This window comes from Psychrobacter luti (assembly GCF_014192115.1).
GTDB lineage: Bacteria > Pseudomonadota > Gammaproteobacteria > Pseudomonadales > Moraxellaceae > Psychrobacter > Psychrobacter luti.
On the sequence record NZ_JACHXL010000001.1, the window covers coordinates 482,117 to 500,294 of the forward strand.

General features: G+C 43.4%; 9 protein-coding genes and 1 pseudogene. 6 read left to right on the top strand and 4 right to left on the bottom strand.

Annotation, left to right across the window (positions count from 1 at the left end):
* The first annotated feature begins 17 nt into the window (after window positions 1-17).
* Window positions 18-3,968, top strand: coding sequence for an AAA family ATPase (locus tag FHS24_RS01925; RefSeq protein WP_183618269.1), 3,951 nt, complete (start codon window positions 18-20; stop codon window positions 3,966-3,968).
* A gap of 57 nt (window positions 3,969-4,025) precedes the next feature.
* Entirely contained in the window at window positions 4,026-5,072 is a 1,047-nt protein-coding gene (locus FHS24_RS01930) for a WG repeat-containing protein (protein WP_183618271.1), read from the top strand.
* A gap of 171 nt (window positions 5,073-5,243) precedes the next feature.
* On the opposite strand, the gene FHS24_RS01935 is transcribed toward FHS24_RS01930, so the two are convergent.
* On the bottom strand, window positions 5,244-10,133 hold the full coding sequence (locus FHS24_RS01935; RefSeq protein ID WP_183618273.1) for an NAD-glutamate dehydrogenase: 4,890 nt from the start codon (window positions 10,131-10,133) through the stop codon (window positions 5,244-5,246).
* 568 nt (window positions 10,134-10,701) lie between these two features.
* Here FHS24_RS01935 and purD point away from each other — a divergent pair.
* Both purD and FHS24_RS01945 read left to right on the top strand, forming a co-directional pair.
* Window positions 10,702-12,027 (top strand): phosphoribosylamine--glycine ligase, encoded by a 1,326-nt coding sequence (gene purD / locus FHS24_RS01940; protein WP_183619103.1) that lies wholly within the window; start codon window positions 10,702-10,704, stop codon window positions 12,025-12,027.
* A gap of 488 nt (window positions 12,028-12,515) precedes the next feature.
* The gene (locus FHS24_RS01945) at window positions 12,516-13,925 is read left to right on the top strand and encodes an ABC1 kinase family protein (protein ID WP_183618275.1); all 1,410 of its coding nucleotides are present in this window, start codon (window positions 12,516-12,518) and stop codon (window positions 13,923-13,925) included.
* Window positions 13,926-14,103: 178 nt separating this feature from the next.
* On the opposite strand, the gene FHS24_RS01950 is transcribed toward FHS24_RS01945, so the two are convergent.
* Window positions 14,104-14,766 (bottom strand): class I SAM-dependent methyltransferase, encoded by a 663-nt coding sequence (locus tag FHS24_RS01950; protein ID WP_183618277.1) that lies wholly within the window; start codon window positions 14,764-14,766, stop codon window positions 14,104-14,106.
* Between the two features lie 248 nt (window positions 14,767-15,014).
* Between FHS24_RS01950 and FHS24_RS01955 the strand changes: the two genes are divergently transcribed.
* Window positions 15,015-15,218, top strand: a complete 204-nt coding sequence (locus FHS24_RS01955; protein WP_183618279.1) for a DNA gyrase inhibitor YacG — start codon at window positions 15,015-15,017, stop codon at window positions 15,216-15,218.
* Window positions 15,219-15,266: 48 nt separating this feature from the next.
* Window positions 15,267-16,448: an aspartate aminotransferase family protein gene (locus FHS24_RS01960; RefSeq protein ID WP_183618281.1), complete on the top strand. Its 1,182-nt coding sequence runs from the start codon at window positions 15,267-15,269 to the stop codon at window positions 16,446-16,448.
* Window positions 16,449-16,553: 105 nt separating this feature from the next.
* Here FHS24_RS01960 and FHS24_RS01965 read toward each other — a convergent pair whose 3' ends face one another.
* Both FHS24_RS01965 and FHS24_RS01970 read right to left on the bottom strand, forming a co-directional pair.
* Complete coding sequence (locus FHS24_RS01965; RefSeq protein ID WP_183618283.1) at window positions 16,554-17,453, bottom strand: LysR family transcriptional regulator; 900 nt, start codon at window positions 17,451-17,453, stop codon at window positions 16,554-16,556.
* 235 nt (window positions 17,454-17,688) lie between these two features.
* Window positions 17,689-18,178: pseudogene (locus FHS24_RS01970) on the bottom strand (DNA polymerase III subunit gamma/tau); the annotation flags it as partial.

Sequence of the window (18,178 nt, forward strand, 5' to 3'; positions counted from 1 at the left end):
AAAAATAAGACCTGCCCATGCGACTGATTGAACTACGACTTAAAAACTTGAACTCCCTAAAAGGCGAATGGCACATTGATTTTAGTGATCCTGCTTTTCTAAATGAAGGGATTTTTGCCATTACTGGGCAGACGGGCGCTGGCAAGACCACCATCTTGGATGCGATTTGTTTAGCACTCTATAGCCAAACGCCAAGATTGGGCGATATTACTGGCTCAACGAACGAGATCATGACCCAGGGTACGGGTGAATGTTCGGCAGAAGTCATCATCGAGATTGATTCTAAACGCTATCAATGCTACTGGTATCAACATCGCGCCCACAAAAAAGCCAAGGGTAACTTATTACCGATTAAACACGAGATCAGCGAGGTCAAAACTGGTAAGATTTTAGAAGAGAAAAAATCTAAGACTTCCGCCTATATTCAAGACCTTATCGGCATGGATTTTAATCAATTTACCCGCTCTATCATGCTAGCACAGGGCAGTTTTGCCGCGTTTTTAAAGTCTGATATTGGCGATAGAGCAGCGATTTTAGAGAAAATAACTGGCACTGCCATCTATGCCAAAATATCGTTAAACGTTCATGAAAAGAAACGCTTTGAGGAAGAAGTACTTGGCAAGCTACAAGCAGGCGTTAATAGCTTATCGTTATTAAGTCTTGAAGATGAAAAGCTACTGGCAGCAGAGTTAGAAAGCCTTAATCAACAGCAAAGCAAACAACGACAAACCTTCAAGACCTTGAGTGAGCAACTGCAGTGGCTAGATAGTGTTGAGCAGCTACACCAAAATCTATCGACCTATCAGACCGATTTTGCAGCAGCACAGCAGACACAGGCAGACTTTACTCCAGAAGCGCAGCGCCTAGATATTGCTAATAAAGCCTTAGAGATTGATAGTCAATTTCGAGAACTGAGTTATAGCCGAGAGTCTGTCAATCGACTTGGTATCGAGCAGCAAGATTTATTTAATAAGATTCCAGCACAGCAAGAAGCGCTTGCCCGAGCAACAACCCACTTAAATGATAGTAACTTCCTTGAAAAGCAAGCCACGGACAATCTGCAAGCCACTTTGCCTATTATTGCAAAGACACGCGAGTTGGATAATGAGATAAAACAGCAATCCCATTTTTTAGCCGATGATAATCAACGTAAAGGCGTATTAGTCAATAATACGCGACGATTACGCCAAGAAATAGCCAGCCACGGACAAACAGAGCAAGAGACGAAGACTCAGCTTAGCAGTATAGAAAAGTATTTTAGCGATTACCAAGAGCTAAACGATCTCGATACAGATATGGCGACCTTTGACAGCAGCTGTAGCCGATTGAAGGCGCTGCTAGAAGATAATATCAGCTTAGCGGCGGATAAGCTTACGCATGACAATCAATCAAGCCAGCTACAAGCTCGTTTCGATAAGCTATCTAAGCAGCAAGACGCAGATGAATTGTTAATTAAGCAACAACGCGAGCAACTTGCCAGCTTACAACAGCAGCAAACCGCACTCACGCAAAAACAATCCCTTGCTAGTATGCGCAGCGAGCAAGAGCAAATCGATCAGATCAACACTCAGATTGCGCAAGCCAGTTTTAAGCTACAGCAGCTGTCTGAGCTTGATAGCCAAATAAAAAAGACCAATCTCTCGCTACCCACGCTAAACGAAGAATTAATGACATTATCAGGATTGATTGCTGGTCATCAAGCAGATATTCAAGACACCAAACTTAAACGCCAAGAAAAACAAGAGCATCTTAATTTATTACAAAAGGTCGCTAAGCTTGAGGACTACATAACAGAGCTAGAAGATGGCTTGCCCTGCCCACTTTGCGGTGCGCATGAGCATCCTTATGGCAAGCATCATCCTTTATTAGACAGTAGCAATACTGATGATGATAATGCCGAACACAACCAGTCGTCCACAATAAAACAGACTAAGACGCAACAAACTCAGCAGCAAATAGCTGAACTAGAAGTCGTGATTAACAACCTTGAGCAGGTTTTATCGAAATACAGTATCGAATATGCCACCAAGAAAGAGACACTTAACAACCAGCAGCAACAACTAGCGCCACTACAGCAGAAATCCGAAATCTTACACGGTGATATCCAGGATTACATAGCTTCAATATTTGATTCTGAAAATAATTATTCTGAATCAATCGTAGCGATTATCAGTCCCCTTACTCAGATAAACGATGATATTAATGCGATTAACACGAATATAGACCACTGCTTATCCTTATTAGACACCGCCAAACACGACCTGACCGAACGTAAGCAGTCTCTTAAAACCATCGTGGTTGAATATGAGCACCTAACTGAAAGTGCGACAAAGCTTAGCACTACCATCGAAGCCGATGAAAAGCAGCAACAAACAGTTAGTCACGACATCAGTAACTTAACAACTGACATCAAGCTTGCCTCGCAGAAGATTGACGGTATGAGAGATAAGATTGCCGCTAATTTCTCAGAGCTGGCACCCCTGATGACTACTGTTTCATCTCTAACGCATAAATACCCAGCAGATAAATATAAAGATCATTTACCTACAGCGCTCAATGCGGCAGACATCCACAATGCACTTAAGCAATTGGGTAATAATTTTGATAAACAAACGATAATAGACAGCGCAGACTATGACCGTCATATTGAAAAACTTCGTCAACAGCGCAGCGCCCTAAACCAGCTAAAACGACAATTTAATGAGCAGAAAAATAGCCAACAGCAGCTAACCAATAGCTTAAGCAGTTTGACCGCGCAGATTGAAACCAAGCAAATACAGCTTAGCAATGATGAAACAGCGCTCAAAGAGCTAGAGCGCTTAATTGCTCATAAAACCAATGCTATCGAACAATTAAAACAGAATAGAAAAGAGATTTTTGCAGATAAAGATACAGACAATGAAGAGAATCAATTACGCCATGCGGTTGATGAAGCCAAAGCCAAGCAAATGATAGCGCAAAGACAGCTAGATTCTGTACAGCAGTCTCTAGAGCAATTAATGGCTAGAGAACAACAGCTAGGAACAGAGCTAAAGGCAGCGATGTCTACACTGAATACCCAGAAAAGCGTATTTACTCATTTACTCGCAGAATCACAGTTCATAGATGAAGCCGCTTTTGTGAGTGCGCGCTTACCTAAAGATGAGCGTGAAGCACTACATACACGTAAGTTGGCGATTGATAATGCATTGCATCAAGCTAAATTACAGTTGGATAGCACACAGCAAACGTTAGAGCAAAAACTTGCTACGCCTATGACTGATGTAAGCCGAGAAATACTTGCTGGCCAGCACCATCAAATACAAATAGACATCGACGAGTTAAGTCAAAAAATCGGTGCGATTGACCAAAAGCTTAAGGATAATGACAGCCAAAAAGGCCAACAAGAGGCACAGCTGATTGCTATCAATGAGCAAAAACAAAAGCTACAAGTTTGGCAACAGCTACATACACTAATTGGTTCAGCTGATGGCAAGAAATATCGTACCTTTGCCCAAGGCTTAACGTTTGAAGTCATGATTAGTCATGCAAATACGCAATTGCAAAAAATGAGCAATCGCTATTTGCTTGTCCATGATGACAGTAATCCCCTTGAACTCAATGTCATGGATGATTATCAAGGCGGTGAAATTCGTAGTACCAAAAATCTCTCCGGCGGTGAAGGCTTTATTGTCAGCTTAGCACTGGCACTTGGGCTATCACAAATGGCCAGTCACAACATTCGCGTCGACTCGTTATTTTTGGATGAAGGTTTTGGCACGCTTGATGAAGAGTCGCTTGATATTGCGCTAGATACTTTAACCAGCTTGCAGCAAGAAGGTAAACTCATTGGCATTATCTCGCACGTACAGGCGTTAAAAGATCGTATCCTAACCCAAATTAAAGTTGAAAAACTCTCTGGCGGCTTTAGCCAAATCAGTGGTCAAGGCTGTCGCCGAGTTGCCAATGCTACCAATGAAAAGACCTAGTAAATTAAGACAATAGTTAAGGCAGTTAATAAAAATTATGGTAATAAGGACATAGCGATGACTAATAAATTAGCGCTCTTAACATGGGCATCTATTTTATCTATTGGTATGGTTAGTACTATCAACCCTGCCCACGCTACCATCAGCTGTGCCGGTTATTTACCCAGTAGCTATTTTGAGCGTATCGAAAATAATAAGCTTTTTGCTGGCAAGTTGGTCGAACAAGCCGATGGCACGCAGCAATTACAAGAGTTAAATGGCAAGGTGTTACTAGACAATCTCACCGATGCTTATATATTGATGGATGCTTATGTGCTTGCCAAACAGCATGGCAAATACGGCGTTATAAATGCCGCTGGCAAGATTATGATACCTTTTGAGTATGATGAAATTCAAACCGAACCTGATATTGCGACCAGCTTTATCGTCAGCGTTAAGTCATCAGATGACAAGACCAAACATGGTATTATCAATCGCCATGGCGGCTGGGTTTATCCGTTAGACAATGCTCATATCGAGCATGCGCATTACGATTCTGATTATGACCAAGATTATTTTATAGTGGCTAAAAATAGTGGTCTGACAGGACTGCTCGATGATAGAGGTTACTGGGCCATAAGACCGCAATATGATGCGATTAATCCGTTAAATGCTTGTACAGGCCAGCCTTTATATCTACAAGTCAGACTGAAAAATAAAACGGCGCTGATTGACCAAAACAATGAGAGCATCATTCCACTTGCTGCCAACCAACATATTGAAGCATTTAATACTTCTGCCAAACCGTTGCTTTTTTTGCGTAGCACCTTAGTTGCTGGTAGCCGCGCTATTGGCATGAGTGAAGATATTCAAGACGAGATTGTTAGCGCCCAAATTATTGATACTAACGGTAAGTTAACTCTCTCTTCAGATGCACCGATTAGAAAGCTGCTATATCATCAGCTCTATACTTATAAGCAAGCGGGAAAATTTGGAATCATCAACGATAAAGGTAAAGTAATACTAGAACCCCAGTTTGACAGTTATCGTGATAATGCGAATGAAGTATGGGTTGAAAAGAATGGCAAAATGATACGTTTAAATACATTGCTTGAATTGGACTAAGCGCTTACTTTATCAGCCTTACTGTTTTTTAATTTTAATAAGTATATGCCTTACACAATAAAAACCCCCACCGCTAATTAATAACGGTGGGGGTTTATTTTAAAAACATCTGCTGATTCAAGCAATTTTATTAAGCAGTCTACCTACACTTTATAGTCTGCATTTAGAGCTCTACTTAGTAGCCAAGCCACTAAGCTCACTCATTAACACCGATAATGTCGATAAGCTGATAGCACTTTCATCATTGCTATCCAATTTTTGCATCTCTGCAGTGACGGCGGCAAGTTGGCTGGCATGACGTGATTTCCAGTCATTAAATGCTTGCTTGGCATCAGCTTGCGTCAACAAGGTATCCATCAGCATACGTAAGCTGCGCGAGACTTCGTTGACAAGGGCGTGACGCGCACGGCGATCCCAGTGGTCTTGCTGCGGTAAGGTGGCGATATTGTCCATCATCCAATCTAATTGTAAGACATGATAGGCCTCAAAGTATAAGGTCGCAATCTCATCAACTGGGCGCTCATACTGCTCAGCCAAAAGCGCCGCATCAAGCGCATCGACATGATAAGGCAACATGGCAAACATCGCCGCATCATTAGCAGAGAGATCATCCTCCATCAAGCTTGTGACGTCTTCTTGCAAGTATTCTGAGAATTGCTGTTCGATAAAGCCACCTGCTTTGGTCAATTTCTCGACACTGTCCTCAAAGCGCTTGATCATATCGGCAACTTGCAAATCTTGACCAAAGGCATTGATAAACCATACCACGCCATTTTCGAGTGCATCACGCAGACGCAGCTCAAGCTCGAGCAGCAAGGTGGCATCGACTTGATTATCCAGCGACTCAAGCAAATCCCATGCTTTTGACACATGGAAGACATCACGGGAAATCGCATAACCGCGCGCAATGGTGGCAAGCGTTTGCCCTGTTTCTTCATGTAGGCGGAATAACGCTTCGATACCCAGACGGTTCACGATGCTATTGGTCAAATAAGTACTGATGATTTCACGGTGCAGACGATGTTCTTTCATCTCATCAAAGAAGCGTGATGCCAGCTCATCAGGAAAATATTGACGCAGCTCATTGACGAAGTACGGCGCATCAGGTAAATCTGATGATAATAAATGATCATAAACCCACATTTTTCCGTAAGCCATGACGATAGCCAGCTCAGGATTGGTGAGGCCTGTGCCCGCTTTTTGGCGTTTGGCAATCTCTTCATCGGATGGTAGATACTCGATCGCGCGGTCAAGACGACCTTCGGCTTCTAACATTTGAATAAAGCGTTGATGGTCACTTAAGTTTGTCGCAGCGCGCAGATGGCTAAGCTCAAGCGCTTGCGGTTGTAGATAATTTTGGCGCAGCACCAATTCAGCGACCGTGTCGGTCATAGACTCTAACAACTCATTACGCTGCTTGAGCGTCATGTCGCCTTGCTCGACCACTTTACCAAGTAAAATCTTGATATTCACTTCATGATCTGAGCAATTGACGCCGCCCGAGTTATCGATAGCATCAGTATAAATGCGCCCACCCGTTTGTGCGTATTCGATACGCCCTTGTTGAGTAAACCCTAAGTTACCACCTTCGCCAACGACTGCCGTACGCAGCTCACCACCATTGACGCGCACGGCGTCATTGGCACGGTCACCAACATCAGCATGAATCTCGTTTGCGCTTTTCACATAGGTACCGATACCCCCATTCCAAATCAGATCAACAGGCGACTTTAATAAGGCACTGATTAACTCATTGGGCGCAAGGCTATCTTCACTGATATCAAATAGCGCTTTCATCTCAGTGCTGATTGCAATGGTTTTATCTTGACGTGAAAAGACGCCGCCACCTTGACTGATGAGCGATTTTTCATAGTCGTCCCACGTTGAGCGCGGCATCTCAAACAAGCGCTCACGTTCGGCATAAGATGCGGCAGTATCTGGATTTGGGTCGATAAAAATATGCAAGTGATTAAAGGCCGCGACCAGCTTGGTATGAGTAGATCTGAGCATACCGTTACCAAATACGTCGCCGCTCATATCGCCGATACCAACGACGGTGAAATCATCACGGTTTTGGATGTCCATGCCACGCATACGGAAGTGACGTTTGACCGACTCCCAGCCGCCGCGTGCGGTGATACCCATCGCTTTATGGTCATAGCCAACCGAGCCACCTGAGGCAAAGGCATCGTCAAGCCAAAAGTTATACTCGCTCGATAAAGCATTGGCGATATCTGAGAAAGTAGCAGTACCTTTATCCGCAGCTACCACTAAATATGGATCATCCTCATCATGACGCACGGTGTTGGCTGGCGGGACAATCACCCCGTCTACAATGTTGTCAGTGACGTCAAGCATACCGCGCAGGAACGTCTGATAGCAGGCAATCCCCTCAGCTTGGAAGGCTTCACGACCATCGGCCATCGTTTTGGTCTTAACGATAAAACCACCTTTAGAGCCAACCGGTACAATCACCGCATTTTTGACCATTTGTGCTTTGACCAGACCGAGGACTTCGGTACGGAAATCTTCCATACGATCTGACCAACGCAGACCACCACGAGCGACTTTACCACCGCGTAAATGCACCGCTTCTACACGTGGCGAGTAGACAAATATCTCAAACATCGGCTTAGGTTTTGGTAAGTTTGGAATATCTGCCGCTAAGAATTTAAACGACAAACGGTCTTTACGTTGCCCATCTGCTTCTCTTTGATAGAAGTTGGTACGTACCATGGCATTAATCAAGTCCAAATACCAACGGAAGATACGGTCTTCATCTAAGCTACTGACACCTGCTAATGCGGTGGTAATTTGCGCTTGAATTTGACTGGTCTTGCTGGCACGTTCCTCAGCACTGTATATAGGATTCATCCGTGCATCAAACAGCTCGCCTAATGCCACGCTGATAGCGCTATTTTTTACCACGGTTTGCTGAATATAAGTACTTGAGAACGGGGCTTTTGCTTGCATCATATAACGCGACAAGGCTCGCAGTACCACCACGTCATAAGTGTCTAATCTGGTAGTCAATACCAACTCATTAAACGAGTCACTCTCGATACGCCCTGCCCAAATTTGCTTTAGGCTATCCTCAAACTGCGCGCGTACTACTTGCATATTGATGGTATCGACATGCTCCAATACCAGCTCATATTCTTGCATCCAAATCGATTGCTCTGGCAAATCAAACTCATAGGTTTGTGCTGAGATGACCGATACACCAAAGTTTTCTAGCACTGGTAAGACTTTTGAGAGGATCACAGGATTTTGACGACCATACAGTTTTAGATGTAGCTGATTGCTGGCATCGCCCGTTGATTGATATAAATGCCAAATCATGGGCTGCTCATCACTCAAGCCCGCCAAACGCTTGGTATCTTCAACTGCCGTACGCGCATCAAACCGCTCTTGATAGGCCGCAGGAATATAGCTTAAAAAACGACGCATTAAGGCATTGGCTTGCTGCTCGCCCACATTATCAAGTAGCATTTTTTGATAATGATCGCTCCATGACTGCATCAGCGCTGAAAGCTTATCCTGTAGCGCTACCGTATCTACCTCATTTACTTGACCGGGCACCGTGCGCACATGCACATGAACGCGGGCGTGTTCTGACTCGTTAAATTCCGTTGTAAAGCCAGATGACATGCCGCCATAAGCGTCTTTTAGGACGTTTTGTACTTTAATACGCAGTTCGGTATTGAATTTATCGCGTGGGATATACACCAAGCAGGAAACAAAACGCTGATAATGATCGACGCGGCTAAATAAACGTAAGCTCTTCTTGTCTTGCAATTGGCTAATGCCAGATACGATAGGATATAACTCTTCGACGCTGGCTTGAAACAGGTCATCACGCGGTAGAGAATTAATCACGTGCATCATTTTGTGATAAGCATGACCGTCTCGCGGTAAGTCTGCCATCGCCATGATTTTATTGGCTTTTTCACGCAGTAGTGGAATCTGTTGTACACTAAGCTGATAGGCTTGGGCGGTAAAGAGTCCAATAAAGCGATATTCACCAATCAATGTGCCATTCGCATCAAACTTATGAATACCTAAAAAATCCATATACACCGGACGATGCACCGGTGACACACGGCTTGATTTAGATAACATCAATATACGTGGCTCAGTGAGTAACTTTTTGAGGTTACTTGGCAGCTCATCAAAGCTCTTTGATAAAGTATCTTCACTACCGCCACGTAACAGCCCAAGACCACTATCGCCAATGGCATATAAATCCAAATTGGCATTGTCATTATTTTTATGGCTGTCTTTATGACTACTGTCATCGTTCTTATCATTCACATCGTCATGAATATTAATGAAACTGCCGCCTTCTAAGCGGTATTCGCGATAGCCTAAAAAGATAAAACGATCTTCTAATACCCAATCCAAAAACGCTTGAATCTCTTGCTGCGAATAAAACACTTCTGGTAAATTTTGATCGGCCAGCTCAGCCTTTATATCCGTCAGCTTGGCACGTATCTTTTGCCAATCATCAACGACGACATCAAGGGTATCTATTTTTGCGAGTAGCATTTGCTGTAGCGCTGCCAACTCATCATTGTTTTGATAAGCAATTTCACAATGAATCAAAGACATTTTTGAGGTGTCGCTTTCATGCGCGCTTTCGATATGGGTGATGCCGCCATTTTCATCGCGCTCAACACCCACAATGATATTGTAAGTACGATGGACGTCGATACCTTCCGCTTCCAGACTCATCAAAAGCGTATCTACTAAAAAGGGTCTATCGTAAGCGACTATTTGAATAACGGTATGAGAGCTATGAAAATGCTGCTCTTCGGCTATCGGATTTAAAATAGCGAGCTGCGGCTGACTACCATCATAGGCTTTGAGGAGAGTGAAGTGATGTAGCGCCATTCCAGCCAAATCAATATTGCTAATATCTTTGGCGGCTTCTTGGTGCAAGCTCTGGTAATAGCTATGAATAAAATGGTCAAATAATAATTTGTCCTGTTGCACATAACTGGTGGCAATATCGCTTATCTGGCTGATCCGCTCTTTTGCGATATTTAGGGTGTTAGGCATATCCATTGTCCTTTGTTATAAGTTTGTTGTTCTAGTTTCTTCTATGAATGAGTTGTTTCTATTGATTGCTTAATGCCAGCTATCAGTGGTATTTTTTCATATTTCTATATAACCATGGTTGTTATACAAGCGTACTTATTTAGCCAAGCCTGCTTATTTAACATAGTTGGCCGGTTTAACATGACACTTAGCTATCTGGTATATAGTTAATTTCCCCTTTTTTAATATTTTATTTAACATTTATTGGCATTACATGACTTACATTGCATAAATAGCCATTTACTGGTCTTTATTATTTCTAGTCTTTACTACTGCCAATCTATCAAAGTGTAACGCACCTCAGCCCATAGCTAAAGCGTACAACATCATTTCATGAATCACGAAGATGTCGATAACCTTTAATAATGAGACAATACCATCCTAATGTAGTCTAATACTTGCTGGCAGGTGGATACTCATGACAATCACGGCGTTTTTTTGTTAGAATACCGCACTATATTGAACCGTATTTTACTGGCTCAATACTCACTCAATATTATGACTTTTAATGCTAAGGGCAAGACGTATGATGAATATTTTGGTGATCGGCTCAGGTGGTCGCGAACATGCACTAGCATGGCAGTGTGCAAAAGGCGACAACGTACAAAACATCTATGTTGCGCCTGGTAATGCTGGCACTGCCCTTGAAGCTAAATGCCAAAACGTCCTGTTAGAAGATGCAGCCGATGCTGATGAACACAGTGCGGTCATCGAATTTTGCCAAAATAATGCCATCGACATGGTTATTGTCGGTCCAGAAGCGCCATTGGTAACGGGTATCGTCGATGCTTGCCGTGCAGCTGGTATCAAAGCATGGGGGCCAACTGCTTATTGTGCGCAATTAGAAGGCTCAAAAACTTTTGCTAAAGAGTTTATGGAGCAAAATAATATTCCAACGGCTGCTTATCAAGGGTTTACGGACGCTACTGCTGCTAAAGCTTATATCGATGAGCAAGGCGCACCGATTGTTATCAAAGCCGACGGTCTTGCTGCAGGCAAAGGTGTTATCGTCGCTGAAACCATCGAGCAAGCGCATGAAGCGATTGACGATATGCTTGCTGACAATAAATTTGGTGATGCTGGTAGTCGCGTGGTCATTGAGCAATTCTTGCAAGGTGAAGAAGCCAGCTTTATTTGCATGGTAGATGGTGAAAATATCTTACCGATGGCAACTAGCCAAGACCATAAGCGTGCTTTTGAAGGTGATACTGGGCCAAATACCGGTGGCATGGGCGCTTACTCTCCTGCGCCAGTCGTCACTCAAGACGTTCATGATAAGGTTATGGCGCAAGTCATCCAGCCTGTTGTTGATGCGATGAAAGCTGCCGGTCACCCTTATACCGGATTTTTATATGCAGGGCTGATGATTGATGATGCAGGCGACCCGTATGTGATTGAGTTTAACTGCCGTTTTGGCGACCCAGAAACACAACCTATTTTAATGCGCTTGCAATCATCGATGGTTGATTTGGTCGCACAAGGGTTAGTGGGTAAATTACCAACCGAAGCCAATTGGGATGAGCGCCCTGCGCTAGGTATTGTCGTTGCTTCAAAAGGCTATCCTGAAACCTCTTCAAAAGGTGATGTGATTACAGGCTTGCCAAAATTAGATAGTGGTAATAAAAAATCGGTAAAAGTATTCCATGCTGGCACGGCTTTCTCTAATCAAGATGCGCTTAGCAATGAAAAAGAAGTCGTGACTAATGGCGGGCGCGTATTGTGCGTGACGGCATTGGCTGACACTATCTCTGATGCACAGCAAGCAGCATTGGCAGTGACGGGCGCTATTAGTTTTGATGGTGCGCATTACCGCCGCGATATCGGACACCATGCGATTGCTCGCGAAAACGTTTAATACGGCTGAGCTGATTTAAACGTTAGATTTTATAAGCTCAGTTTTAAAAGTTCTGCTTTAAGAGATGCGTTTTAAAACCTACAGAGTTTTTATAATAATTCGACCTAGTGTAGCGCTAGGTCGTATTTTTTTGACCACACTTTTTCCTGATTCTTTTAATCTAGTGTTTAACGCTCGTTTTCAATAGGTTGTTTTTGAAGCACTTGCTTTTAAAAATCTATCTTTGACCGCTTAGTGTTAGAATAAAGATCATCAGAGTGAAGCGCCGCCAGATTTTTAGTGACTTAACCTATCAGTAGGATGAGCCGCTAATCGCTGTACCCATTAAAAGTCATATTTTAGCTTACAAAGTAAGTGACAGCAGGAGCTCACGCGCCTCAAACTACCTCCCGTTATATGATACAATTTTGTACCAGTACGTCGCATCTCCCTTGTATTGTCGGTTTTGAACCCGCAAATCAATAGCAACCAGATGAATGATTATATTTATGGCAAATGATACTTCTAGACCTTCTAATAATAAGCAGTCTAATAACAGACAATCCATCGACAGCCTAAAAACGTCAGGGTTTGAGCGTCGGATGTCTATTGCTAAAACTTCCTTAAATATCGGTCGTCGTTGGGCAGGTAATAGCGTGTCTGGTATGTTTTTGGACAAAGAAGCCCGTACGGCACGTAATCAGATTTTTATGGAAGAACAGGCCAATTATCTGGCAGAAGAGCTGGGTAAACTAAAAGGGTCGGTAGTAAAAATTGGTCAAATGCTGGCGATTTATGGCGAGCATATATTACCGCCCGAAATCACACGTGCTCTGCAAACGCTCAATGACGATACCGCAACCTTAGCGTGGCCAAAAATTGAGCAGACATTACGACAGTTATTGGGTGCAAAGTTAGGTGAGCTTGACGTCGACCCTATTCCTATCGGCACCGCTTCCCTCGCCCAAGTTCATCGAGCAACCGTGTTGGCGACGGGCGAACAAGTAGTCTTAAAAATCCAATACCCAGGTGTAGCGGACGCCATCAATTCTGACTTGGCTTTATTTAAACGCTTATTAAAGGTTAGTAATATCGTTCCGCAAACACGCGCCCTCGATGCTTGGTTTGAGGAGATACGCGACCTATTGCATCACGAAGTCGACTATGAAGCGGAAGCTGCGACCACAGAGCGTTTTTATGAGCGGTTGGCTGAAGATCCTCGTTATATCGTTCCTAAAATCAATCGTACTTACTCAACCAAACGCTTGTTATGCATGTCTTATGAGCCGGGTATCACTGTTGTCTCTGAAGCGCTGCAATTATTACCGCATGAGCGCCGCAGTGCTATCGGGCAAGCGGCTATTGAAATCATGATGCAAGAGATTTTTGTTTGGGGCGAGATGCAGACGGATCCGAACTTTGGTAACTACCTCGTTCGTGTCGCTACTGATGAACAAGAGATCGATAAACTGGTGTTGCTAGATTTCGGAGCCATTCGCCAATTCGATAACAACCTATTGACGATTGCGCACGGATTATTACGAGCTGGATATCGTCATGACCATCAAGCAATGAAACGCGCTATGACCGGTTACGATTTCTTTGATAGCATGAGTGATAAAGTCCGCTCCGATATTGCCTCATTGTTTTTATTGGCCACCGAACCTTTTAGCGACCCTGCATTAAATCCGGATATTCCTCTTGATTGTTTGGATGAGCAGCAGCGTTATATTTGGGCGAACAGTAAATTGCATACTCGCCTCTCAAACGATGCCACGCGAGCAATGCAGTCTTTCGAGTTTAATCTGCCGCCTAAAGAATTTATGTTTATCAGCAGAAAGTTTATCGGTGCTTATACCTTTTTAACGGTGCTAGATGCTCATACGGATTCTAATAAACTGGTAAAGCCTTTTTTTTAGTATGAAAAAGTTGATATTTTTTGGACCGCCCTTTTGTGGCGGTCTTTTTTGTGTTTTTCTTTCTATTTGCTTAGGCTATTTTATATAGATATCTTAATAAGATAAGGTTATCCATTTTTATTTTTTAACTTATCATTTTTTCGTAGCGTATATATAAATACTTAGGCTATTTATCTTACTATGCTTCACTGCTCGCTTGCCATGTATCGAATCTGGTTTTATAACCTTCAGATTTACGCATGTTTAGCTGCCAACAAGTCTCACCGCGCGCTAAGTATTTAACTTCAAAGTGTGTGCGTTGACTATCGCTTGCTACCTTATGACGCGTATTCGGTAAGCACCAGACCTCATTGGCTTGCTGTTCTGCATTATCCATATATGCTTCTATATTGGTCGCCAGAACCACTTCTCCACCTACCTGCAAACGAGAAAGTAAGAACTCAAAAAAAGGCATATTTAACCACTGCTGGTTAGGGTTATGTTGCTCAGGATTGGGATATAATATAAAGATACGCTCGATACTGTTTGGCGCAATGGCATGGACAATCCAAGCAATGGCATCAGCATGAATCGCGCTTAAATTGCTTGATTTCTGTTGCGCTGCCAATTTAGCAAAAGCATCAAATTTATTACGCGTACGCTCGATAGCTATCAGGTGCTTGTCAGGATTTTGTTGCGCAAAGCTAAGGGCATGCTTGCCCTTCCCTGCGCCAATCTCTAACACCAAAGGTAGCTCAGCGTTGATCGATCTATCGGGCACTATAAAATCACGTGGGGCTGAGAGTTTTTGTGGTTGAAAGGCACGCTGCTGCTGATGTGAAAGCTCAAGATGATGAGTCATCTACTATCCTTAAGGTATTTGTCATTTGTCATTATTCGACCACATGCTATTATATAGTCAATCCAGCCCAATAGTAATATAACGACCGTGCTCATCAAACGATAATCATTAATTGCTCATTGCAATTAATGATTATCGTTTGATGACGTTTTGGTTTTACAACCTTTATTCATACTCGCTATTGATGAGCAGTGCTGTTGTCAGTGACAGCTTTTATTGATAGCCCATAGGATATACCCACTTTTATTATGACTGAATCTACTTCTAGCAACAGTATCAACCCCTTACCCAAAACCTATCCTTGTCCAGAATGCGGCAATCAAACCGCCTGGCAAGACAATAAATATAAGCCGTTTTGTAGTCATCACTGCAAGCTTATCGACTTAGGCGCATGGGCAAGTGAAGAATACACCTTACCTGCCGAATCTACGCCGTTTTCTGATGAGCTCTAACCAATCACTCTAACTCTTTAACCTTTTATAATTCCAAGGATGTTCTACATGTCTGCTACTTACCTGATGCCCACTTATAATCGTCAACCAATCAGCTTCACATGCGGTTCAGGCAGTTGGCTTTATACCAAAGATGAGACGCCTTACTTAGATGCCTTGACGGGCATCGCAGTATGCGGCTTAGGGCATTGTCACCCAAAGGTGACGGAGGCTATTCAGCAGCAGGCAGCGACCTTGGTACATACCAGCAATTTATTTGGCATCGATTGGCAAGAGCGCGCTGGCGAAGCCTTATGTAATGCCGCACAAATGGACAGCGTATTTTTTGCAAATAGTGGTGCTGAAGCCAACGAAGCGGCATTAAAATTGGCGCGACTGTATGCATATCAGCAGGGGTTTAAACGCCCAAAAGTCATCGTCATGGAACAATCATTTCATGGGCGTACCTTGCTGTCGTTATCAGCAACCGCCAATCCTAAAGCACGTGAAGGTTTTTATACTTTAGATGAAGATTTTATCCGTGTGCCCTTTGGTGATATTGCTGCCATTGAACAAGCAGCTCAAGACCATGATGATATCTGTGCGGTATTTGTCGAGCCTATCCAAGGTGAAGGCGGTCTTAATACAGCAGCGAATGGCTTTACGTACCTTGAGCAGCTACAAGCCGCATGCGATAACCATAATTGGTTATTTATGCTCGATGAAGTGCAAACTGGTAACGGTCGTACGGGCAAGTACTTTGCGTATCAGCATAGCAACGCACGCCCTGATGTACTAACGACTGCCAAAGGCTTAGGTAATGGTTTCCCTGTTGGTGCTTGCATGGTGCGGGGACGCGCCAATGGCTTGTTCGGCGCTGGCAGTCATGGCTCAACCTATGGTGGCACACCATTAGCCAGTCGCGTGGTACATAGCGTTTATGAAGTACTTGCCAATAGTGATATCATGGACAATGCCGTCACCGAAGGAGAGTTCATCCGTGAGGGCGTGGTTGATGCACTTGGACAATATGACGTCAGCACTCGCGGCGCTGGAATGATGATTGGTATTGCCCTCCCTGAAAAGATGGACTGTAGTAAGTTAGTTGACCGTGCCCGTGATGAGCAAAAATTAATCATCAACGTCACAGGTGGGCATGTAATTCGTCTATTGCCGCCGCTTAATATGACCCGTGATGAAAGCTCACAAGTGGTTGAGCGCTTGGTTGACTTATTAAAGCCTTCATTTTAAATGATTGATTTAACAAAAGTTTAAAGCTAGAAAAGCCTATAGATAGCTTATATATAGGCTTTTTGCTTTTTAGCACTTTAGAGTAAATGTTATTAAGCGCTTAGCTTAATTGGCATGAAAGTACTTTTTTAACACCTCTAAGCAGCGGGTGATTTTTGCAGGTTGTTGATCGCGGTTTAAGGTGACAGCATATAACACAAAACTTGGTAGCTGATAGCCGGTTAAGACTTCGACTAAATTGCCACTTTCAAGCTCTTTTTTGACGTCCATTTCCATGATTCGAATTAAGCCATGACCTTCTTTTGCTAAGGTCATTGCCATAAAAACGTTATTGGTATGAATACGTGAGTTCATCTTAATCCGCGTTTTTTTACCAGTCTCAGTCTGGGTAAGCTCTACATGGCTAGCATCTTTCATAATATCGATGCAAATCAGCTGATGGTCTGCCAAATCTTTTGGCGTTTCGATCTTTTTATGTTGACGTAAATACTGCGGCGAGGCAACCAACAGTTGGCGCACATCAGATAACGGATGATTACTTAACGTTGAATCATTGATATTTGGGCTCATGCGTACCGCAATATCAATGCGCTCATCGATCATATCGATATAGTGATTGTCGGCGAAATACGTAATACTAAGGTCGTCGTGCGCAGACATCCAAGTTGATAGAGCTGGCAAAATGTGATGGACGCCAAGCTCAGGCGTCGTTGCAATGCGTAAGCTACCAGCCAGCTCATCACGTAATTGATTGACCTTGATACGCCCTTGCTCAGCAGCGCTAACCACGTCTTTTGCCGCTTCATAAAAGCTTGCGCCCGCTTCTGTTAAGCTGAGCTTACGAGTCGAGCGATGTAGTAGCACCACGCCCAGCTCATTTTCTAAAGAACGTATCTGCTGACTAACCGCACTGGTTGTGATACCCAGTTCACGAGCTGAACCACTAAAAGAGCCGTGTCCGACCACACTGGCAAACACAGCCATACCACGTAAATTATCTAACATATTCTCACCTAAGCTGCTTTTTAGTTTTTAATATAACTTAACCATTATAGCGGATTATCATAAATCTTACAGTTTTTTAATATACCTCTAACGGTTAATTAAGGTGATTTACCCCTCAATAAAACCAAAAATATCAAGGCGATAACATAATCTCACCTTGATATTTTATTCACTATAATAGGTTTAATAATTATCTAACTATTAAAATAACAACTATTGTAAAACTACTGATTATTTAATATAACTGAACTTTGCCCATCTTTCCTTCGCCGCGCTCAGTCAAATATTGCATGACGGGCGTATTGAGTAATCTAGACTCTGCCACTGCACGAGCTTGTATGTGGCGTTTTTGTTGACGACGTTCAGGCGTCTTATCATCGGCCTGCATGATACTGCCATCTATCTGCAAGCTGATGTCCGCTTGCGGAAATTGTGCTTGCAATTTTTCCGCGAGCTGCTGAAAGGTGGCTTGTAAATGCTTGCTATCCACTGCGGTGACGAATACGGCTTTATCATTACAGTGACCTGTCATCATACCTTGACGCGCCAGTGCTAACTCATCTGGCGCCAAACTACCGGCTTCACGCGCACATTGTAACCAATAATCCCATTTGTCTGGCGTCCACTCGCCCGTCAACTCTTGCAGGGCGCAACGTAACAAGGTGCGCGGGTCATCAAGCTGGGATAATAATTGAGAATCATTTGCGTCAGGCTCAACAACAGGT